The 19114-nt window shown below is 68.6% G+C and carries 13 protein-coding genes; 5 read left to right on the top strand and 8 right to left on the bottom strand.

What is annotated here, in order from left to right:
• Positions 1 to 13: 13 nt before the first annotated feature.
• From PO605_RS12295 to PO605_RS12285, 3 genes are all read right to left on the bottom strand, one after another.
• Complete coding sequence (locus PO605_RS12295) at positions 14 to 3265, bottom strand: efflux RND transporter permease subunit (protein WP_047469501.1); 3252 nt, start codon at positions 3263 to 3265, stop codon at positions 14 to 16.
• A gap of 86 nt (positions 3266 to 3351) precedes the next feature.
• Complete coding sequence (locus PO605_RS12290; protein WP_047469505.1) at positions 3352 to 4635, bottom strand: efflux RND transporter periplasmic adaptor subunit; 1284 nt, start codon at positions 4633 to 4635, stop codon at positions 3352 to 3354.
• Between the two features lie 121 nt (positions 4636 to 4756).
• A complete protein-coding gene (locus PO605_RS12285) occupies positions 4757 to 5617 on the bottom strand; it encodes an alpha/beta hydrolase (RefSeq protein ID WP_047469508.1) in 861 nt (286 codons plus the stop codon).
• 175 nt (positions 5618 to 5792) lie between these two features.
• Between PO605_RS12285 and PO605_RS12280 the strand changes: the two genes are divergently transcribed.
• Both PO605_RS12280 and gdhA read left to right on the top strand, forming a co-directional pair.
• Positions 5793 to 6707 (top strand): LysR family transcriptional regulator, encoded by a 915-nt coding sequence (locus PO605_RS12280; RefSeq protein WP_016447676.1) that lies wholly within the window; start codon positions 5793 to 5795, stop codon positions 6705 to 6707.
• Between the two features lie 351 nt (positions 6708 to 7058).
• Complete coding sequence (gene gdhA / locus PO605_RS12275) at positions 7059 to 8402, top strand: NADP-specific glutamate dehydrogenase (RefSeq protein WP_016447677.1); 1344 nt, start codon at positions 7059 to 7061, stop codon at positions 8400 to 8402.
• Between the two features lie 84 nt (positions 8403 to 8486).
• Here the strand turns inward: gdhA and PO605_RS12270 are convergent, their stop codons facing one another.
• Both PO605_RS12270 and PO605_RS12265 read right to left on the bottom strand, forming a co-directional pair.
• Positions 8487 to 9812, bottom strand: a complete 1326-nt coding sequence (locus PO605_RS12270) for a serine hydrolase domain-containing protein (RefSeq protein ID WP_047469511.1) — start codon at positions 9810 to 9812, stop codon at positions 8487 to 8489.
• Between the two features lie 110 nt (positions 9813 to 9922).
• A complete protein-coding gene (locus PO605_RS12265; protein ID WP_016447679.1) occupies positions 9923 to 10795 on the bottom strand; it encodes a methylglyoxal synthase in 873 nt (290 codons plus the stop codon).
• Between the two features lie 149 nt (positions 10796 to 10944).
• Here PO605_RS12265 and PO605_RS12260 point away from each other — a divergent pair, with 149 nt between their 5' ends.
• The gene (locus PO605_RS12260) at positions 10945 to 11847 is read left to right on the top strand and encodes an alpha/beta hydrolase (RefSeq protein WP_047469514.1); all 903 of its coding nucleotides are present in this window, start codon (positions 10945 to 10947) and stop codon (positions 11845 to 11847) included.
• A 27-nt stretch (positions 11848 to 11874) separates the two neighbouring features.
• Here the strand turns inward: PO605_RS12260 and PO605_RS12255 are convergent, their stop codons facing one another.
• Positions 11875 to 13314, bottom strand: a complete 1440-nt coding sequence (locus PO605_RS12255) for an alpha/beta hydrolase family protein (protein WP_047469517.1) — start codon at positions 13312 to 13314, stop codon at positions 11875 to 11877.
• 311 nt (positions 13315 to 13625) lie between these two features.
• Here PO605_RS12255 and PO605_RS12250 point away from each other — a divergent pair, with 311 nt between their 5' ends.
• Positions 13626 to 15287: an ankyrin repeat domain-containing protein gene (locus tag PO605_RS12250; protein WP_272206524.1), complete on the top strand. Its 1662-nt coding sequence runs from the start codon at positions 13626 to 13628 to the stop codon at positions 15285 to 15287.
• 6 nt (positions 15288 to 15293) lie between these two features.
• Here PO605_RS12250 and PO605_RS12245 read toward each other — a convergent pair whose 3' ends face one another.
• Both PO605_RS12245 and PO605_RS12240 read right to left on the bottom strand, forming a co-directional pair.
• Positions 15294 to 16556, bottom strand: a complete 1263-nt coding sequence (locus tag PO605_RS12245; protein ID WP_272206523.1) for a YeeE/YedE family protein — start codon at positions 16554 to 16556, stop codon at positions 15294 to 15296.
• Positions 16557 to 16729: 173 nt separating this feature from the next.
• Entirely contained in the window at positions 16730 to 17695 is a 966-nt protein-coding gene (locus PO605_RS12240; protein WP_017407485.1) for a sulfurtransferase, read from the bottom strand.
• A gap of 214 nt (positions 17696 to 17909) precedes the next feature.
• On the opposite strand from PO605_RS12240, the gene PO605_RS12235 reads away from it, so the two are divergent.
• Positions 17910 to 19106 carry a multidrug effflux MFS transporter gene (locus PO605_RS12235; protein WP_047472926.1) on the top strand — a complete coding sequence of 399 codons (1197 nt, stop codon included), beginning with the start codon at positions 17910 to 17912 and terminating at the stop codon, positions 19104 to 19106.
• Positions 19107 to 19114 lie beyond the last annotated feature (8 nt).

Genomic DNA, 19114 nt, shown 5'->3' with positions numbered 1-19114 from the left:
TTGTGGTGTGGGCTCATTCATGCTCGCCACGCGCAGCAGAGGGCATGGGCAGTGCGCCACCACCCGAGGCATGGCCGTGGGCGGGTGCCTGTGCAGGGGCCTCTTCCTCCATCTCTGGACCATGCTGCTTGAGCGGCCGGTTGCCTGCCAGGCGGCGCATCAGCACGTAGAACACGGGCGTGAGGAACAGGCCGAAGGCCGTCACCCCGATCATTCCCGAGAACACGGCCACGCCCATGGCACGGCGCATTTCCGAGCCCGCGCCCGTGGACAGCACCAGGGGCAGCACGCCCATGACGAAGGCCAGCGAGGTCATCAGAATGGGGCGCAGGCGCAGCCGGCTGGCCTCGATGGCGGCCTGTATGGGCGTGCGGCCCTCGAACTCCAGCTCCCGTGCGAATTCCACGATCAGGATGGCGTTCTTCGCACTCAGCCCCACCAGCACGATGAGCCCGATCTGCGTGAAGACATTGCTGTCGCCACCCGACAGCCAGACGCCGGTCATGGCCGCCAGCAGGCCCATGGGAACGATCAGGATGATGGCAATGGGCAGGGTCAGGCTCTCGTACTGCGCGGCCAGCACCAGGAAGACCAGCAGCAGGGCCAGCGGGAACACGATCACCGCCGAATTGCCGGCCAGGATTTCCTGGTAGGTCAGGTCGGTCCATTCGAAGGCTATGCCCTTGGGCAGGGTCTCGGCCGCGATGCGCTTGATGGCATCCTGCGCCTGGCCCGAAGAGAAGCCCGGTGCGGCACCGCCGTTGATGTCGGCCGTGAGGTAGCCGTTGTAGCGCATGGCGCGCTCGGGGCCGAAGCTGGAGTCCACCTTCATCAGCGCCGACAGCGGAATCATCTCGCCCGAGCTGGAGCGCACTTTGAGCATGCCCACGTCCTCGGCACGCGCGCGGTAGGGCGCGTCGGCCTGCACGCGGACGCTGTAGGTGCGGCCGAACTTGTTGAAGTCGTTCGCATACAGGCTGCCCAGGTAGATCTGCATGGTGTCGAAGATGTCCGTCACCGGCACGCCAAGCTGGCGCGCCTTGGTGCGGTCGATGTCGGCATACAGCTGGGGAACGTTGACCTGCCAGCTGGTGAACATGCCGGTCAGCTCGGGCGTCTGGTAGGCCTTGGCCATGAAGGCCTTCACGGCCGCATCCATCTGGTCATAGCCCAGGGAGGCGCGGTCTTCCAGCTGCAGCTTGAAGCCGCCCGTCGTGCCCAGGCCCGCCACGGGTGGCGGCGGGAACATGACGATGAAGGCGTCCTGGATGCCTGCGAAGGCCTGGTTCAGTTGGCCGGCCACGGCGCCGCCGCTCTGGTCGGCGCGCTTGCGCTCGTCGAAGGGCTTGAGCGTGGCGAAGACGATGCCCGAGTTGGAGCTGTTGGTGAAGCCGTTGATGGACAGGCCCGGGAAGGCGATGGTGTCCTCCACGTTGGGGTTGTCCTTCATGATCTCGCCCATGCGGCGGATCACCTCGTCCGTGCGGTCCAGCGTGGCGCCGTCGGGCAGCTGGGCAAAGCCTATCAGGTACTGCTTGTCCTGCGCCGGCACGAAGCCCGAAGGCACGGCCTTGAACAGGCCGAAGGTCACGGCGATCAGCGCCAGGTAGATGGCCAGCATCAGCGTCTTGCGCGAGATCACGCGGCCCACGCCGCCGCTGTAGGCCTCGGAGCCCCGGTGGAACATGCGGTTGAAGCCGCGGAACAGCCAGCCGAAGGCCCGGTCCATGCCGCGCGTCAGCGCGTCCTTGGGCGCATCGTGGCCGCGCAGCAGCAGGGCCGCCAGCGCGGGCGACAGGGTCAGCGAGTTGATGGCCGAGATCACCGTGGAGATGGCGATGGTCACCGCGAACTGCTTGTAGAACTGGCCCGTGAGGCCGCTGATGAAGGCCAGCGGCACGAACACCGCCACCAGCACCAGGGCGATGGCGATGATGGGCCCGGACACTTCGCGCATGGCGCGGTAGGTGGCGTTGCGCGGCGTGAGACCGGCCTCGATGTTGCGCTCCACGTTCTCGACCACGACGATGGCGTCATCCACCACGATGCCGATGGCCAGCACCAGGCCGAACAGGCTCAGCGCGTTGATGGAAAAGCCCAGCAGATGCAGCACGGCAAAGGTGCCGATCACCGACACCGGCACGGCCAGCAGCGGGATGATGGAGGCGCGCCAGGTCTGCAGGAACAGGATCACCACCAGCACCACGAGCACGATGGCCTCCAGCAGCGTGTGCACCACCGATTCGATGGAGGCGCGCACGAACTGCGTGGGGTCGTAAGCGATGCGGTACTCCAGGCCCTCGGGCATGTTCTTGTTCAGGGCCTCCATGGTCTTGCGCACATTGGCCGAGATCTCCAGCGCATTGGAGCCCGGCGCCTGGAACACGCCCATGCCCACGGCCGGGTCGTTGTTCAGCAGCGAGCGCAGCGAATAGTCGGCCGCGCCCATCTCCAGGCGGCCGATGTCGCGCAGGCGGGTCACGGCGCCGTCGGCGCCGCTCTTGACGATGATGTCGCCGAAGTCCTCCTCGCTTTGCAGCCGGCCCTGGGCGTTGATGGACAACTGCATGTCCACGCCCGGCAGTCCCGGCGAGGCGCCGACCACGCCGGCCGCAGCCTGCACGTTCTGGCCACGGATGGCGGCCACCACATCGCTGGCCGACAGGCCGCGCTGCGCCACCTTCTGCGGGTCCAGCCACACGCGCATGGCGTAGTCGCCGCCGCCGAAGATCTGGATCTGGCCCACGCCCTCGATGCGCGCCAGCGGGTCCTTCACGTTCAGCACCGCGTAGTTGCGCAGGTAGTTGATGTCATAGCGCTGGTTGGGCGAGACCAGGTGGACCACCATGGTCAGGTCGGGTGCGCTCTTGACCGTGGTGATGCCCAGGCGGCGCACCTCTTCCGGCAGGCGCGGCTCGGCCTGCGAGACGCGGTTTTGCACCATCTGCTGCGCCTTGTCGGGGTCGGTGCCCAGGCGGAAGGTGACGGTCAGCGTCATCACGCCGTCGCTGGTGGCCTGGCTGCCCATGTAGAGCATGCCTTCGACGCCGTTGATCTGCTCTTCCAGCGGCGTGGCCACGGTCTCGGCGATCACCTTGGGATTGGCGCCCGGGTACTGGGCGCGCACCACCACGGATGGCGGCGCGACCTCGGGGTATTCCGAGATCGGCAGCCCGCCCATGGCGATCAGGCCGGCGATCAGCATCAGCAGCGAAAGCACGCCCGCGAAGATCGGCCGGTCAATGAAGAATTTGGATAGGTTCATGGTGTTTGGCTCCGCCACGGCAAAGCGCGGCCCATGCCGCCTGCGGTCAGGCGGCATTTCAGAGGCAGGAAAGGTGTGCGGCTAGATCAGGACTTGGTTGCGTCAGCCACTTGTTCGGCTGCCTGCCGGGTGCCCGGCTGGCGGGCATCGGCCCGCGCATCCATGGACACCTCCTTGGGCGCGACCAGGGCGCCGGGGCGGATGTGCTGCAGGCCGTTGACCACCACGCGCTCGCCGGGCTGCAGGCCCTGGGTCACGTTGCGCAGGCCGTTGACCGAGGCGCCCAGCACCACCTCGCGGTAGACGGCCTTGTTGTCGCCGCCCACCACCATCACGTACTTCTTGCTCTGGTCCGTGCCGATGGCGCGCTCGCTGACCAGCAGCATGCTGCTGTCGCGCGCCTGGCCCATGCGGATGCGGGCGAACTGGCCGGGCATGAGGGCGCCGTCCTTGTTGTCGAAGGCGGCGCGCACGCGCACGGTGCCGCTTCGGGCATCGACCTGGTTGTCGATCAGCTGCAGCCGGCCCTCGAAGGGCGTGCTGCCGGCCGTGGCCGTGCCCATCTGCACGGGAATGCTGTCGATCCTGGTGCGGTTGCCCGCGCCGCCGCCCAGCTCCTTGAGCGCGCGCGTGATGACCTGCTCATCGGCATCGAAGCTCGCGTAGATGGGGCTGACCGAGACCAGCGTGGTCAGCACCGGCGCGCCCGGGCCTGCGGCCACCAGGTTGCCCACGGTGATCTCGCGCTTGCCGATGCGGCCCGACACGGGGGCGCGCACCTGGGTGTAGCCCAGGTTCAGCCGCGCCGATTGCAGGGACGCCTGGGCCGCGCGCAGATTGGCCTCGGCCTCGCTGCCTGCGTTGATGCGCTCGTCCAGCTCGCGCTGGGCAATCGCCCGCTCGTCCCACAGGCGGCGTGCACGCTCCTGCTCGCTGCGCGCATAGGACTGGCGTGCCTGGGCCGAGGCCACCTGCGCTTCGGCCCGCTCGACCTCGGCCGCATACGGTGCGGGGTCGATGGTGATCAGCAGATCGCCCTGCTTGACCAGCGCGCCCTCGCGAAAGTGCACGGCCTGCACGGCGCCGGCCACGCGGGAGCGGATGTCCACGCGCTCCACGGCTTCAAGGCGGCCCGAGAACTCGTCCCAGGCGGTGACTTCGCTTTCGGCGACCGTGGCCACCGACACGGGCGTGGCGGCGGGCTGGGCGCTGGCGGGCGCGTCATCGGCCTTGGCATCGAAGCCGTGCAGGCCGAACAGGCCGGCGCTGACGGCGAGGATGGCTGCAGCGGCGGCCGGCAGCTTCCAGCCCTTGCGCTGGGCCGAGGCGGAAGAAGAGGATGAGGAGGATGAGGTGGATTGGGTGGACATGGTGTTTTTTTGCGTAATTCAGGGAACACGATGCCCGCCCGGCGCCTGAACGCGCCGGGAAGGCGGAATCGAAATGGGAAAACGGGGGCAGCAAGGTTCGCCGGCTGCGGCGGCGCGGGGCCTAGCCCGGTGCTGCGGGCTTGTTCATGGCGGCCTCGAAGAAGTCATGCACATGCTGGAACACGGCGGCGCTGCAGGCCGTACAGGCCTCGGCCTCGGACAGGGCCTGCGGCCAGTTCGACGCGCTGGGCAGCACATGGCTGCTGGCCGTCACGCCGGCCGCGCGCAGGCGGGCCGCATAGGCCTGGGCCTCGTCGCGCAGCGGGTCGTCACCGCCCACCAGCACCAGAGCCGGCGGCAGCTGGGCCAGGCGCAGCGAGCTGCCGGGTACGGCATAGGGATGCATGGCGTCCTTGGGGCAGCTCAGGTACTCGCGCCAGCCCGTGGCCCAGCGGCATTCGCCGGCCTCGGGCGTGGCCTCGCGCTGCGAGGCGGTGCCGGTGCAGGGATCGAGCATGGGCGACACCAGGATCTGGCCTGCCAGCGGAGGGTGGCCCCGGTCTCGCGAGATCACGGCCACGGCGGCGGCCAGGTTGCCGCCGGCTTCTTCACCCGCGAGGAACAGCGGCGCGCCCTTGCCCGCCATCTTCACGCGGTGCTTGTACAGCCACTGCAGCACGGCGTAGCCCACCTCGATGGGCTGGGGAAACGGATGCTCGGGCGCCAGCGGATAGGCCAGCGACACCACGACGGCGCCCGCCTCGGCCAGCAGCCGGCCGATGTAGCGGCCGTTGTCCAGCGTGCCGCAGACAAAGGTGCCGCCATGGAAATGCAGCACCAGAGGCGAAACCGTGCCGGGCCTGCGCTGGCCATAGGCGCGCGCAGCCACGGTGCCGTGCTCGGGCAGCTCGATGGAGAATTCTGTTTCGGCAATCTGCGCCCCGGCGGCGGGGCCGTTCGGAGGCGACGAGGAAGTGGACATGGCGCGAACCTGCGGCAATGGTCGATGGTTGGAATATAGGCGGCGCCGGCCATGTCTGAAATAGCAACGCAGCCATCGCTCTGTTTCCGTTTCACGAACAATCGCCCGACACGGCGCGTGTGAGAATTCCGCCGAGCCGGCATTCCCTTGCCGGGCGCTGCAGGAGCAACTTTCCATGGACCAGATCCAGGCCATGCGTGTCTTCGTTCGCGTGGTGGAAGCCGGCAACTTCACCCGCGCCGCCGATTCGCTGGACCTGCCCAAGGGCACGGTCACCAAACAGATCCAGGCGCTGGAGGCGCGCGTGCGCGTCAAGCTGCTCAACCGCACGACGCGGCGCGTCACCGTCACGCCCGATGGCGCCGCCTACTACGAACGCGCGGCACGCCTGCTCAACGACTTCGACGATCTCGAAGCCAGCATGGTCAACACCCAGACCGCGCCCAGCGGGCGGCTGCGGCTGGACGTGGGCAGCTCCATGGCCCGGCTGATCATCATTCCGGCGCTGACCGAATTCTGCGAACGCTATCCCGACATACAGATCGACCTGGGCGTGGGCGACCGCCTGGTGGACCTGATCAGCGACAACGTGGACTGCGTGATCCGCGGGGGCGAGCTCAGCGACCAGTCCCTGGTGGCGCGGCGCATCGGCTCGATGAACTGGGTCACCGTGGCCTCGCCCGCCTACCTGGCACGCCATGGCGTGCCCCAGCATCCGTCCGAACTGGATACGAAGCACCAGATCGTCGCCTTCTTCTCGGGCCATACGCGGCGCATGTACCCGCTGGAATTCCAGCGGGGCGATGAATCCATCGAGGTGGCGGGCAACTACCGCATCGCGGCCAACGACAGCAATGCCTACACGGCCGCCGTGCTGGCGGGCTTTGGCATCGCGCAGCTGGTCACGGCCTTTGCCCAGCCGCTGATCGACAGCGGCGAACTGGTCGAGGTCCTGCCCGATTGGACCCAGCCGCCGCTGCCCATACACGTGGTCTACCCGCCCAACCGCCACCTCAGCGCCAAGGTGCGGGCCTTCGTGGACTGGGCGGCCGACCTGTTCGCGCGCCATCCCCAGCTGCAGCGCAGCTGAAAGGCCGGCGATGGGATGGCCGGGCGGGCCCAAGCCCCGTCCGGCTGCAAGGCCTTCCTAGCCATTCTTCATGTCAGCGGGCATGGCGCCAGCCATTCCCATTCGCCATGACCATGCACGCCACCGGATACGGCCGATCCAGGAGCCTGCCTGCCCGCCCACTGCTGCACGCAGCTTTCTGCCATGCACCAAATACCGTCAACCTCCTCTGAAGATGCACCGAAACACGGCACGAAGGCACCAAGCTCGGGCGCCGTTCACCAAAACGATGCATGACGGCATAACTTTTAGGCATAATCTTGGTTTGCACTCACCCCTTCCCGCAGCCGTTTTTAGTCAGAGGTTTTTTCCATGAAGTACGAGTCCGTCGGCCAGTTCCTTGATGAAGTCGCGCAACGCAATCCCGGCCAGCCCGAATTCCTGCAAGCCGTCACCGAAGTGATGGAAAGCCTGTGGCCCTTCATCGAGAAGAACCCCAAGTACGCCGAGCACGGACTGCTGGAGCGCCTGGTCGAGCCCGAGCGCGTGGTCATGTTCCGCGTGAGCTGGACCGACGACAAGGGCCAGGTGCAGGTCAACCGCGGCTTCCGCATCCAGCACAGCATGGCCATCGGCCCCTACAAGGGCGGCCTGCGTTTCCACCCCTCGGTCACGCTGTCCGTGCTCAAGTTCCTGGCGTTCGAGCAGACCTTCAAGAACGCGCTGACCACGCTGCCCATGGGCGGCGGCAAGGGCGGCTCGGACTTCGATCCCAAGGGCAAGAGCCCCGCTGAAGTCATGCGCTTTTGCCAGGCCTTCGTCACCGAGCTGTTCCGCCACGTGGGCCCGGACACCGACGTGCCGGCAGGCGACATCGGCGTGGGCGGCCGCGAAGTGGGCTTCATGGCCGGCATGTACAAGAAGCTGTCCAACAGCGCCGCCAGCGTGTTCACGGGCAAGGGCCTGTCCTTCGGCGGCTCGCTGATCCGCCCCGAAGCCACCGGCTACGGCACCGTCTACTTCGCCCAGGAAATGCTGGCCACGCGCGGCCAGTCCTTCGCAGGCAAGACCGTCTCCATCTCCGGCTCGGGCAATGTGGCCCAGTACGCCGTGGAAAAGGCCATGCAGCTGGGCGCCAAGGTGGTGTCGGTCTCCGACTCCTCGGGCACCGTGTATGACCAGGACGGCTTCACCACCGAGAAGCTGGCCATCCTGATGGACGTGAAGAACCACCGCTACGGCCGCGTGGACGAGTACGCCAAGCTGGTGGGCGCAGAGTTCCTGCGCGGCAAGACGCCGTGGCACCTGAAGGTGGACGTGGCCCTGCCCTGCGCCACGCAGAACGAACTGACCGAGGAAGATGCCAAGGTGCTGATCGCCAACGGCGTGGTCTGCGTGGCCGAAGGCGCCAACATGCCCTCGACCATCGAAGCCGCCAAGGCCTTCGAGAAGGCCGGCGTGCTGTACGCACCGGGCAAGGCCAGCAATGCCGGTGGCGTGGCCACCTCGGGCCTGGAGATGAGCCAGAACGCGGCCCGCCTGTCCTGGCCCGCCGAGGAAGTCGATGCCCGCCTGCTGCAGATCATGCAAGGCATCCACGCCGCCTGCCTGAAGTACGGCAAGCGCGAGGACGGCACGGTCAGCTACATCGACGGCGCCAACATCGCCGGCTTCGTCAAGGTAGCCGATGCCATGCTGGCCCAGGGCGTGATCTGAGCATCAGCGCTCCCCATCCCTGACGAAAGCCCATGCAGCCTGCTGCATGGGCTTTTTTCATTGAAAGAGATGGATTCGCGCGCCTTACCTGTCGCGCACCGCATCGGCCAGCGCCGCCCAGGCCTTGAGCGTCAGCGCATGCGTGAAGGCCGCGCCCGCCACCGGGTGCGATGACAGCTTGACCACCACCATCTGCGCGGCCGGGTTCACGTGGATGAACTGGCCGTGTATGCCGGCGGCCTCGTAGGCGCCATCGGCGTTGTGCAGTACCCACCATTGGTTGCGGTAGCTGTAGCCGGGCCGCGCGGCCTGGATGCCGCGGAACTTGAACTGCTCGCGGTCGCCGCCGCGCGCAATGTCGTCCAGCACCGCCTTGTCGAAGACCTTGTGGCCGTTGAAGCTGCCGCCCAGGCGCAGCATCTCGCCCACGCGCGCCAGGTCACGCGCCGTGGCGTTCAGGCCCGCGCCCTGCAGCGGCGTGCCGGTGCTGTCCACCATCACATAGGCGTCTTCCTGCATGCCCAGCTTCTGCCAGATGTTCTCGCTCATGAGATCGCTCCAGCGCCGGCCCGTGACGCGCGAGACGATCCAGCCCAGCACCTCGGAATGCACGGTGCGGTAGACAAAGCCCTCGCCATGCGTGCCTTCCTTGGGCAGCGTCTTGAGGAAGTCGTACACATTGGTCGGCCCCGCGTAGCCGGGCGGACGCGGCAGCATGCCCGAGGCCCAGGAGTAGCCGAAGATCTCGGTCCTGGGGTCGGTGTAGTCCTCGCGAAAGCGCACGGCCCCGGTCATGTCCATGACCTGGCGCACCGTCATGTCGCCCCAGGCAGAGCCTTCCAGCTCGGGCACGTATTTAGTGACCAGGGCCTGGGGATCGATGCGCCCATCGTGGGCCAGTTGCGCGGCCATCAGGCCGGTGAACGATTTGGTGACCGAGAACAGCAGGTGGGGCGAGCTGGCCTGCATCTGGTTCTGGTAGCGCTCGAAGACCACCCGTCCCTTGTGCAGCACCACGATGGCGTCGGTATAGGTGCGGTCCAGCCACTGGTCCACGGTGATGGGCTGGCCCTTGTCGTCGTCAAAGCGCAGGCCGCCCAGGGCCATGGGCGCTTCGGGCAGTGCCGAGGGCCCCGCCGCGCCGCGCCGGATGTTCTGCGTGGGCTGGATTTCGCGCAGGTGCTGCACCACCCAGCGCAGCTGCGGATAGCGGTAGCCGTTGGACACGTCCACGCGCTTGTCGGCGGCCGGCGGAAAGCCCTGCATCAGCCCCAGCTGCTCCAGGCGCACGCTGTCGGGCGGCGGCAGCGCGGGCGCTGCGGGGGCCTGTGCCTGGGCCGCCACCCAGCCGGGCAGCAGTGCCAGCAGGGCCATGGCATGCCGGGAACGCCGAAAGAGCGGACTGACCATCGTTGTCTCCTTGGTTTTTGGAAACGGCCAGTCTTGCAGAAAGCCCTCGGCCGGTCACGGGTGTTCGCCCACCCGCAGGCCGGCGGGCTGTCGTCTGCGTGACGAAGGTTTCAGCGGCGCATCAAGGCCGCATCGCACCAGCGCTGCGCCACGGCCGGAGAAGTGGTGCAGACCGTGTCGTGCGTCACCGTGGTCACGGCGCGCTCCAGCAGCTGGATGTCGGCCTCGTGCTGGCGCGCCACATGCGGGTCCTCGAAGAAGATCACGCGCTGGCAGCGGCGGTCCAGCACCAGGTCGGCGATCTGCGCATCGCCGCCCAGCGGGCCGCTGTTGTAGCGGTCCACCCAGGGCCGGTCCTCGGGCCAGCCACGGCTCCAGGCCATTTCGTTGAGCCTCTGTCCCGTGGTGCCCGTGCCCACGCGCCGGCCAAAGCGCGACAGCAGCTCGAAGTTGCGCGCCGCGAAATCCAGCATGGTGGGCTTGAGCGCATCGTGGGCGATCAGCGCCAGCGTCTGCTGTGCGTAGTCGTGAAAGCGCTGCGCACCGGCATCCTTGGGCAGACCTGCCTGGATGCGCTCCATCTCGACCCAGTCCCGCGCCGAGGCCACGGTGGACAGGAAGGGCTTGCCATGGATCACGCACTGGCGCTTGAGCGCCACGGCCTCGGGAAAGATGGAGGACGGATCCACCGGGTCGGTGAAATAGATGGCCCCGTCGATGGTGCGCTCGTCACCTTCCACGCCCACCACCTCGGCCACCAGTTTCATCAGCCCGCCTTCGCGGCCATAGGGATAGCGGCGCAGGCCCCGGTAGGACGCCAGCATGCCGGCCGCCTGGATGGCATCGAAGGTGCGGCCCACGGCATGCAGGCCCAGCTGCAGCTCGCGGATGCCGGACTCGCAGGCGCGCAGCCAGCCGAACAGTGCGGCATCCTCGGTTTGGTGGTGGATTCGGTTGGCGGCCAGGCCCAGGCGTATCGGCATACAGGTTCACTCATCAACAGTGGGGAGAGGCCCGTGCAGCCAGGACAGCCTGCGGACCAGCGGCAAGAATAGCGCCAATCCATGACAACGCCGGCCGGCACGGCAGCGGCGCTGAACTTTTGGCCGGCCCGTGCATCCATTGTTGCGTCATGCCCTCACTGCTTTCCCACCTGTGGCCCCGACGGCGCCTGCACCGGCTCACGGCAGCGCTGGGCGTGGCCGCGCTGCTGGCGGCCAGCGGCTGCTCCGTGCTGGATACCAAGCAGCGCGAATGGATCTTCCAGCCCAGCGACCGCAGCTGGCCCGGCGCCAACACGGCCGGCATGGAAGATGTCTGGATCGACATGCCAACGCAGGACGGCGCCCGCCTGCATGCGCTGTGGCTGCCCCAGCCGGCCACGGCCGGCAACGCCCCCGTGCTGCTGTACCTGCATGGCGCGCGCTGGAACGTTGCCGGCTCCTCGCCGCGCATCCGGCGGCTGCACGAGCTGGGCTTTTCGGTGCTGGCCATCGACTACCGGGGCTTCGGCAAGAGCAGCGCCGGCCTGCCGTCCGAGGAATCGGCCGCCGAGGATGCCCGCGCCGGCTGGGACTGGCTGGGCCGGCACGCTCCGGACCGGCCGCGCTTCATCTTCGGCCATTCGCTGGGCGGCGCCATCGCCATCGACCTGGCGCGCAGCGTTCAGGATGAGGCCGGCGTCATGGTCGAGGCCACCTTCACCAGCATTCCCGACGTGGTCCGCAGCTTCCGCTGGGGCTGGCTGCCCGTGGGGCCGCTGATCACCCAGCGCTTTGCCTCCATCGACAAGGTGGCCGGCATAGGCTCGCCGCTGCTGGTCGTGCACGGCAGCGCCGACCCACTGATCCCCGCCACGCTGGGCCGCCAGCTGTTCGACGCGGCCAGCGAGCCCAAGCGCTTCGTGCTCATCGAAGGCGGCAACCACCACAACACCCAGTCGCGCGCCATGGAGCAGTACCGGCAGGCGCTGGGCGAGCTGTTCGGCCTGCGCCTGCTCGCACAGGCGCCCACCGCGCCAGCAAGCCCGCGCTGAGCGGCGCAGCCTGCGCCGCCTTCCGCGCTACGGGCAGCTTGCCGCGTTCTGCGAGATCACGGCGCGCAACTGCCGCGTGGTGGTGCTGTCATCCGGGCCCAGGGTGTTGCGCGTGTAGCGGCAGCCATAGGTCGGCGCGGCCACCGTGGCGGCCGTCTGCACATCGTCACCGCCCGGCCTGGCGCCGCCCTGCTCCCACTGCACCATGGCATCGAAGGCCTCCACCTGCTCGGCCACGGTGAAGTCGCAGTGCGATGCGCCGCGGATGGCGCGCTGCACCAGCCAACGGTCCTTGCCCTTGTCGGCCACACGTCGCTGGTAGATCTGCTGCATGCTGAACGGCACATACAGGTCGCCCAGCGTGTGCAGCGTCACCACGGGAATGCCGATGTCGCCTGGGCTCACGGGAATCCAGCGCAGGCCGTCGCGGCGCAGCCGGTTGGCATCGGGCGCGGCCGTGCGCTTTTGCGCGGCGGCATTGAGCGCGGCCGAGGCCGCTGCATCCCCATCGATGCGGTAGGTGAAGCGGTTGGTATCGGTCACGTTGCGGTTCAGGATGCCGTTGACCGAGCCGTCGCTGCCGAACACGCCCCAGACCGGAGCGAACGAGCCGCCCACGGCCACACCCAGGTCGAACAGCGGGCGCGGACCGCCCGTGAGATTCTGGATCACCGACAGATAGGCGCGGCCCGTCGCGGTAGGTGCAGACGGGAAGGTCGTGAACAGGGCCGATGTCACCTTGCCCTGGATGGCCGCCCAGTCGGTGACGGTATGCTGGGCCTCGCCCGCCAGGGCCTGGGCAGTGACCTGGGCCGCCGCGAAGTAGTCGAACAGCTGGGTATCGCCCATCACGCCGCACATGGGCACGGCGCCCTGGTAGCGCACCTTGTTGCGGGCCGTTGACTGGGCTTCGGCCTCGATGGCCGCCGCCGTGACATGGCCGCCCATGGAATGGCCGGTGATGTACAGGCGCTGCGGCTGCGCCAGCGGCCGGCCGTGGGATGCGGCCAGGCGGTTGAAGGCCAGGGCCAGCGCATTCGTGTCCTCCACGCCGGCGCGCACGTCGTAGTAGTTCCTGCTGTAGCTGGACGCCGCCCAGGCATAGCCGTTCTGGATCAGGTAGCGGCGTATGGACGGATTGGTGACGTTGAGCGCACTGCCCTCGCCCGCATAGCCGTGGGCATACATCACCAGGCGGCCATTCCAGTTGGCCGGCACCTCGATGCGGTAGGCCGCGCCTTCCAGCACTCCGGCCCAGCGGCTGGTGCTGGCATTGTCCACCGTGTCGCCAGCGGCAGCCGCCAGCGCATCGAACGTGGTGGCAGAAGGATTGGCCGGCGCAAAGCTGCGGCTGTCCTGGGCCCGGGTTTCCTCGGGCGCATCACCGTCCCCCCCGCCGCAGGCCGCAAGGCCCGTGACCGCCAGCAGACCGAGATACTTCCAACGATTCCAACGCAGGGCTCGCATAAGACTGTCTCCTTGGGATGAAGGTTTGAAGGGGAACGCGCGCAAAAAATCCGTTTCAAGGGGGAGTGCCGACGCAGCCTATGCCAGACAACTGGCCCGCCATGCGGGTAGGAACCCGCAAGCAGGGGCTGCCGGCTGTCACCCAGATGACTGTCGCCTTGCGATAACATCCGCGCTTGCGGTGCAGGCCGCACCCGGACCTGCGGGAAGGGTTGAACCCACCTGTATGCGCCTCTCGGCGTTTTTCTCTTGCCACATGCCTTTGTGCGCCAAGCTGCAGGTCATTGGCCTTCGTGCACGGAGGTATCCCTGTGAAACGCATCCCCGCCCGGCCCGACATGGGCCATCTCAAGAAACAGGCCAAGCAACTGCTGGCCGCCTATCGCGCAGGCTCGGCCCAGGCCATGGAGCAATTGCGCGCCCACCTGCCCGCTGCCCGGGGTCGCACGGATGAAGCGCTGGCCGCCATGGACCTGCGGCTGCACGACGCCCAGTCCGCCGTGGCGCGCGAGCACGGTTTCGCCTCATGGAGCGAGCTGTCAGGCTACGTCGAGGCATGCCAGCGCCTGGCGGCGGACCTAGAGACATCCCGGCTGCACTGGCTGGCCCTGGTCTATGCCGGCGATGTGGCGGGCGGCACGCACCGCGCGCAGCCCGCGCTGGCCCGGCGCCTGCTGGACGAGCGGCCGGAGCTGCCGGGCAATGATCCCTGGATGGCCTGCGCCATCGGCAACCTGGCCGCGCTGCGCGAAGCCACGCACAGAGATCCCGGCTGGCTGCAGCGCGCAGGCGGGCCGCTGGGACTGCCGCCGCTGGTCGCCGTCACGCACTCGTGCCTGCTGCGTCTGCCCGAGTTCGCCGAGCCGCTGCGCGCCTGCGCGCGCTGGCTGCTGGACGCGGGAGCCGACCCGCTGCAGACCGTGGGCAATCGCTGGCCGCCGGCCTCGCTGCAGGCGCCCTCCGAGACCGAGCGGCTGTCAGCACTCTATGGCGCAGCAGGCCAGAACCATGATGCGCAACTGACGCAGATGCTGCTGCAGGCCGGGGCCGACCCCAACGACGGCGAATCGCTCTACCACTCTCTGGAAGGCACGCCGGCCAGCCGCGAATGCACGCGGCTGCTGCTGCAGGCGGGCGCGCGCGTGGAGGGCAGCAATGCCCTGTTCCGCGTGCTGGACATGGACGATGTGCAGGCCCTGCGCCTGCTGCTGGACCACGGCGCCGATCCGAACGAGGACAACGGCCAGGGCGAATGGGGCCGCCCGCTGCTGTGGGCCATACGCCGGCTGCGCTCGCCCGCCCACGTGCAGGCCTTGCTGGATGCAGGAGCCGACCCGGCCACCCGCACACCGCAAGGCCTGGGCGCCGCCCGCCTGGCACGGCGCTTTGGCCTGGCAGACGTGGCCGTCCTGCTGGAACAGGCCACGGGCGCTGAAACCGCCACGCCCGAAGAACAGTTCGTTGCCGCCTGCGCCATGGGCGACCGGGCCCGGGCCGGAGGGCTTCTCGCGTCCCACCCGGGTCTGCTGCAAGGACTGTCTCACGAGCAGCTGCGCATGCTGCCCGAACTGGCAGCCCTGGGCCGCTTGGAGGCCGTGCGCTGCATGGTGGAACTGGGCTGGCCCATTGCTGCGCGCGGCGGCGACTGGGATGCATCCGCACTGAACCAGGCCGTTTTCCGTGGCGATGCCGCCATGGCGCGCTTCCTGCTGGAGCACGGCGCACAGTGGACCGAACGCCACGCTTATGGCGACAACTGCGCAGGAACCCTGTGCTGGGCATCGCTGAACCGGCCCGAATCCACGGAACCCGGCGGCGGCGACTGGCTGGGCTGCGCCCAGGCCCTGCTGGACCACGGCATGCCCCTGGCCAGGCCCGACCCCGAGGCGCCCGGCTGCGTGCTCATCGACGGACGTCGGCAGCGGTATCCGGAGGAGATCGCGGATCTGCTGCTGGGTGTGGCTGCCGGCTGAAGGCCCTCAGTCCCGGCTGGCCTGCCAGCGCCGCAGCACGAAACCCAGCCACAGCGCCGTGAACACGGCCGCGCCAAAGACCCAGCCCGACAGCGCGCCCGCCATGCTGCCCGACAGCAGCGTGCCGATGGTGCAGCCCAGCCCCGTCATGGCGCCCCAGCCCAGCAAGGCGCCACCGGCCAGGCCGCGAGCCGCATCGCGCCAGGTGGGGCGGCGTGGCGTCCACTGGCGGCTGGCCACGGCGGCGCCCCAGGCACCGGCCACCAGGCCCAGCAGCAGCACGGCATGGGGCGTGAGCAGGCTGTTGAGCACGGCCGTGGCGCATCCGCCCAGGGTATCCAGGCCATGCAGGCGCTCGGGCACCCAGCCGCCTGCCTGGGCCCAGCCACGCACGGTGCTGCCCAGCGTGGTGGTCACGCCCAGCGGCCGCATGCGCACGATGGCGGCGGCCGCGATCAGGCCCACGGCCAGGCCGCCCAGCGCGGCGTTCCAGCGGCCTTGCCACAGTGACAGCCACAGCTGGCACAGGCCCGGTGGCTGCGCCGGTTCTGCCGCAGGCCGGGGCCGTGCGCGGCCCGAGCGCCCATGAATGCGCCAGACCCAGGCCGCCAGCAGGCCCAGCACGGCCAGTTGCAGCGCCAGCGCGCCGCCATAGCCCAGATGGGCCGGCAGCCAGATGACGGGTGCATCGGCAATGGCCAGGCTGTACAGCGGGTTCCAACTGCGAAACCCCAGCACGAAGCCCAGGCCCGTGCCGACCAGGGCAAACGGCGCCACGGGCGAGCCCTCGCCCAGCCGGTACCAGTGGGCACTGATGCACGAGCCCGAGACCGACATGCCCGCGCCAAAGGCGAGGCCCGCAAGGACCAGCACCCAGCTCACGGGGCCTATGTGCATGTCGGGCGGCAACTGGCCCGGCTGGGGCACGGCCACCCAGCTGCCCAGCACCACGGTCATGCCCGCCGATCCCACGGCCAGCGCCAGCAGGATGGAGAGCACGCCGCGCGGGTCGCCGAACTCGAACCAGTCGCGCGCATGGCAGTAAAAGCAAAAGCGCGAGCGCTGCAGCACCAGCCCCAGCAGCAGGCCCAGCGCCAGCGCAAAGACCAGGGTGCGCCCGCCGCCTTGCAGCTGCAGCTGCAGCTGCAGCTGCGCCGCCACAGGCCAGGCTGCGGCCAGCACGGCGGCCAAGGGCAGCCATCTGGTCCAGTCCCTTGCCCTGTGCCTGCCATTCACGTTCTGCGTGTGCTCACCGGTCACGCTTGTCATTGCTTCCCCCTTTTGTTGCCATCCACCCATAAAAAAGGGGCCCGCAGCCTGCGGGCCCCAAAGGAGCCGAGCTTTTGCCAAAGCCACACGTCACGCACCTGATCCGTCGAACCAAGAGCACTGACACCCCTCGCCCGGCCCCCGCCTTCAAGACAGGTTGATCGACTGCAGGTTCATTTCGCGGCCCAGACCGTGCCGGCCGGGTTGTTGATCGGCACACCCACGGAGTTGCCGTATTCGGTCCACGAACCGTCGTAGTTGCGCACCTGGTAGCCGAGGATCTTGGACAGCGCAAACCAGGTGTGGCTGGAGCGCTCGCCGATGCGGCAGTAAGTGATGACGGGCTTGCTGCCGTCGATGCCCACACCCGCATAGAGCTTCTTGAGTTCTTCGGCGGACTTGAAGCTGCCGTCCTCGCGCACTGCTTGGCCCCAGGGCACGTTGACGGCGCCGGGAATGTGGCCGGCGCGGATGGCCAGCTCCGGCACGCCGGCCGGGGCGAAGACCTTGCCCTGGTATTCGTCGGCCGAGCGGATGTCGACGAGCCTGGCGTCGCTGCGCCCTTCGGCCGAGGCCAGCGCATCGGTCAGGCGCGCGCGCAGCGCGGTGTTGACCTTGCCCACGCGGTAGGTGGTGGCCGCATATTCCGGGGCGCGGTTGTTGAGGGGGCGGTTCTCGGCCTCCCACTTCTTGCGGCCGCCGTCCAGCAGCTTGACGTTCTGCACGCCATAGATGTCGAAGACCCAGGCCCCCCAGGCCGCGAACCAGTTGTTGGTATCGCCGTACAGCACGACCGTGGTGCCGTCCTTCACGCCGGCCTGCGACAGCAGTTTCTCGAACTGCTCCTTGCCCACGATGTCGCGGCGCACCTTGTCGTTGAGATCGTTGTGCCACGAGAAATTGACCGCGCCCGGCACATGGGAGCGCTCGTACAGGCCGGGGTTGACGCTGACTTCGACGATGCGCACGTCGGCGCGGTTGAGGTTGGCCGCCAGCCATTCGGTGCTGACCAGCGGACCTTCGGGAACGGGCGCATTGGCATGGGCCGTGCCGCCGATCAGGGCCGCGACGTACAGCACGGTGCAGGCACCCTGGCGCAGGGTGGCGGGGATGGTGGAGAAAGCGGTCGGCGTTGCCATCACGGTCCTTTGTTCGCAGTTGCGTTGGTTGCTCGGTTGGGGTCGGGTTGCTCTGCAATGCAATGTAGGCAGGGGCGGGCCGGTTCCCAACTGCGCAATCCGCAGATGGATATGCGCCGCCAAGGCATGGACAGCGGCACCCCGGGTTCTCTGCTACCCTCGGGCGCCTATGTCAGCGCCCCTGTCTCCCGCCGTCGCGCAAGCGCAGCCGGCCATGTCCCCCGTCCTGGTCGTCATCCTGCTCGGCCTGCTGCTGGGGCTTCAGCCGCTGGCCACAGATCTGTACCTGCCCGCCCTGCCCTCGATACAGGCAGCCTTCTCCACCCAGGTGTCCCAGGTGCAGCTCACGCTGACGGCCTTCCTGCTGGCCTTCGGCTGCTCGCAGCTGGCCTGGGGGCCGCTGTCCGACCGCTTCGGGCGCCGGCCCATCCTGCTGGCAGGCATGTCCATCTATGTGCTGGCCGCGCTGGGCAGCGCCAGCGCCGAGACCATGGAATCGCTGATTGCCTGGCGCGCGCTGCAGGGGGCATCGCTGGGCGCCGGCGTGATGTGCGCACGCGCCATGGTGCGCGACCTGTTCGCGCCGCACCTGGGCGCCCAGGTCATGTCCAAGGCGCTGACCGGGCTGGGCGTGATCGCCTTCCTGAGCCCCGTCAGCGGCAGCCTGCTGGTGGATTCGCTGGGCTGGCGCGCCACCATGCTGGCCCAGGCGGTGATGGGTGCGCTGGCCCTGCTGCTGGTGGCCCTACGCTTCACGGAGACACTGGCCCGCACCAATCCCACGGCGCTGCAGCCGCTGGCCCTGGCGCGCAACTGGATCACCATCGTGCGCCACCCGGGATTCCAGTCCTACCAGTTGCTGACCTGCTGCACCTATGCGGCCCTGTTCACCAACCTGGCCGCATCTTCCTTCACCTATATCCATGTGCTGGGCGTGAGCCGCACGGGCTACGGCCTGCTGATGGGCAGCAATGCGCTGTGCTACATCGCGGGCACCTTCCTGTGCCGCTGGCTGCTGCAGCGCATGGATGTGCGGCGCGCCGTGCAGATTGCCGGGCTGGCCAGCCTGCTGTCGGCCACGGCCATCGGCATTGCGGCGCTGGCCGATGCGCGCAGCCTCTGGGCCTATGCCCTGCCCTTCTATATCTTCCAGATCGCCCATGGCGTGCACATGCCCTGCGGCCAGAGCAATGCCATCGCGCCCTTCCCGCAGTCGGCGGGCACGGCCTCGGCGCTCAACGGCTTCACCATGATGCTCATCGCCTTTGCCATGGGACACTGGCTGGGCCTGCACCTGGACGGCCAGTCCACCCGGCCCATGGCCTTCGGCATCTGGTTCTGGGGCGTGTGCACGGCCCTGGTCGCCTGGGGGCTGGTGCGCCGCCACGGCGGGGTCGATGGCCACCGCTGATTTTCATT

Source organism: Delftia sp. DT-2 (genome assembly GCF_028401915.1).
GTDB classification, from domain to species: domain Bacteria; phylum Pseudomonadota; class Gammaproteobacteria; order Burkholderiales; family Burkholderiaceae_C; genus Comamonas; species Comamonas tsuruhatensis.
This window is presented reverse-complemented; position numbering and strand designations above follow the sequence as displayed.

Bases quoted from the DNA above. Each gene is read 5' to 3' on its own strand.
- PO605_RS12295 (WP_047469501.1), bottom strand. From the start codon at position 3,265: ATGAACCTATCCAAATTCTTCATTGACCGGCCGATCTTCGCGGGCGTG.
- PO605_RS12290 (WP_047469505.1), bottom strand. From the start codon at position 4,635: ATGTCCACCCAATCCACCTCATCCTCCTCATCCTCTTCTTCCGCCTCG.
- PO605_RS12285 (WP_047469508.1), bottom strand. From the start codon at position 5,617: ATGTCCACTTCCTCGTCGCCTCCGAACGGCCCCGCCGCCGGGGCGCAG.
- PO605_RS12280 (WP_016447676.1), top strand. From the start codon at position 5,793: ATGGACCAGATCCAGGCCATGCGTGTCTTCGTTCGCGTGGTGGAAGCC.
- gdhA (WP_016447677.1), top strand. From the start codon at position 7,059: ATGAAGTACGAGTCCGTCGGCCAGTTCCTTGATGAAGTCGCGCAACGC.
- PO605_RS12270 (WP_047469511.1), bottom strand. From the start codon at position 9,812: ATGGTCAGTCCGCTCTTTCGGCGTTCCCGGCATGCCATGGCCCTGCTG.
- PO605_RS12265 (WP_016447679.1), bottom strand. From the start codon at position 10,795: ATGCCGATACGCCTGGGCCTGGCCGCCAACCGAATCCACCACCAAACC.
- PO605_RS12260 (WP_047469514.1), top strand. From the start codon at position 10,945: ATGCCCTCACTGCTTTCCCACCTGTGGCCCCGACGGCGCCTGCACCGG.
- PO605_RS12255 (WP_047469517.1), bottom strand. From the start codon at position 13,314: ATGCGAGCCCTGCGTTGGAATCGTTGGAAGTATCTCGGTCTGCTGGCG.
- PO605_RS12245 (WP_272206523.1), bottom strand. From the start codon at position 16,556: ATGACAAGCGTGACCGGTGAGCACACGCAGAACGTGAATGGCAGGCAC.
- PO605_RS12240 (WP_017407485.1), bottom strand. From the start codon at position 17,695: ATGGCAACGCCGACCGCTTTCTCCACCATCCCCGCCACCCTGCGCCAG.
- PO605_RS12235 (WP_047472926.1), top strand. From the start codon at position 17,910: ATGTCCCCCGTCCTGGTCGTCATCCTGCTCGGCCTGCTGCTGGGGCTT.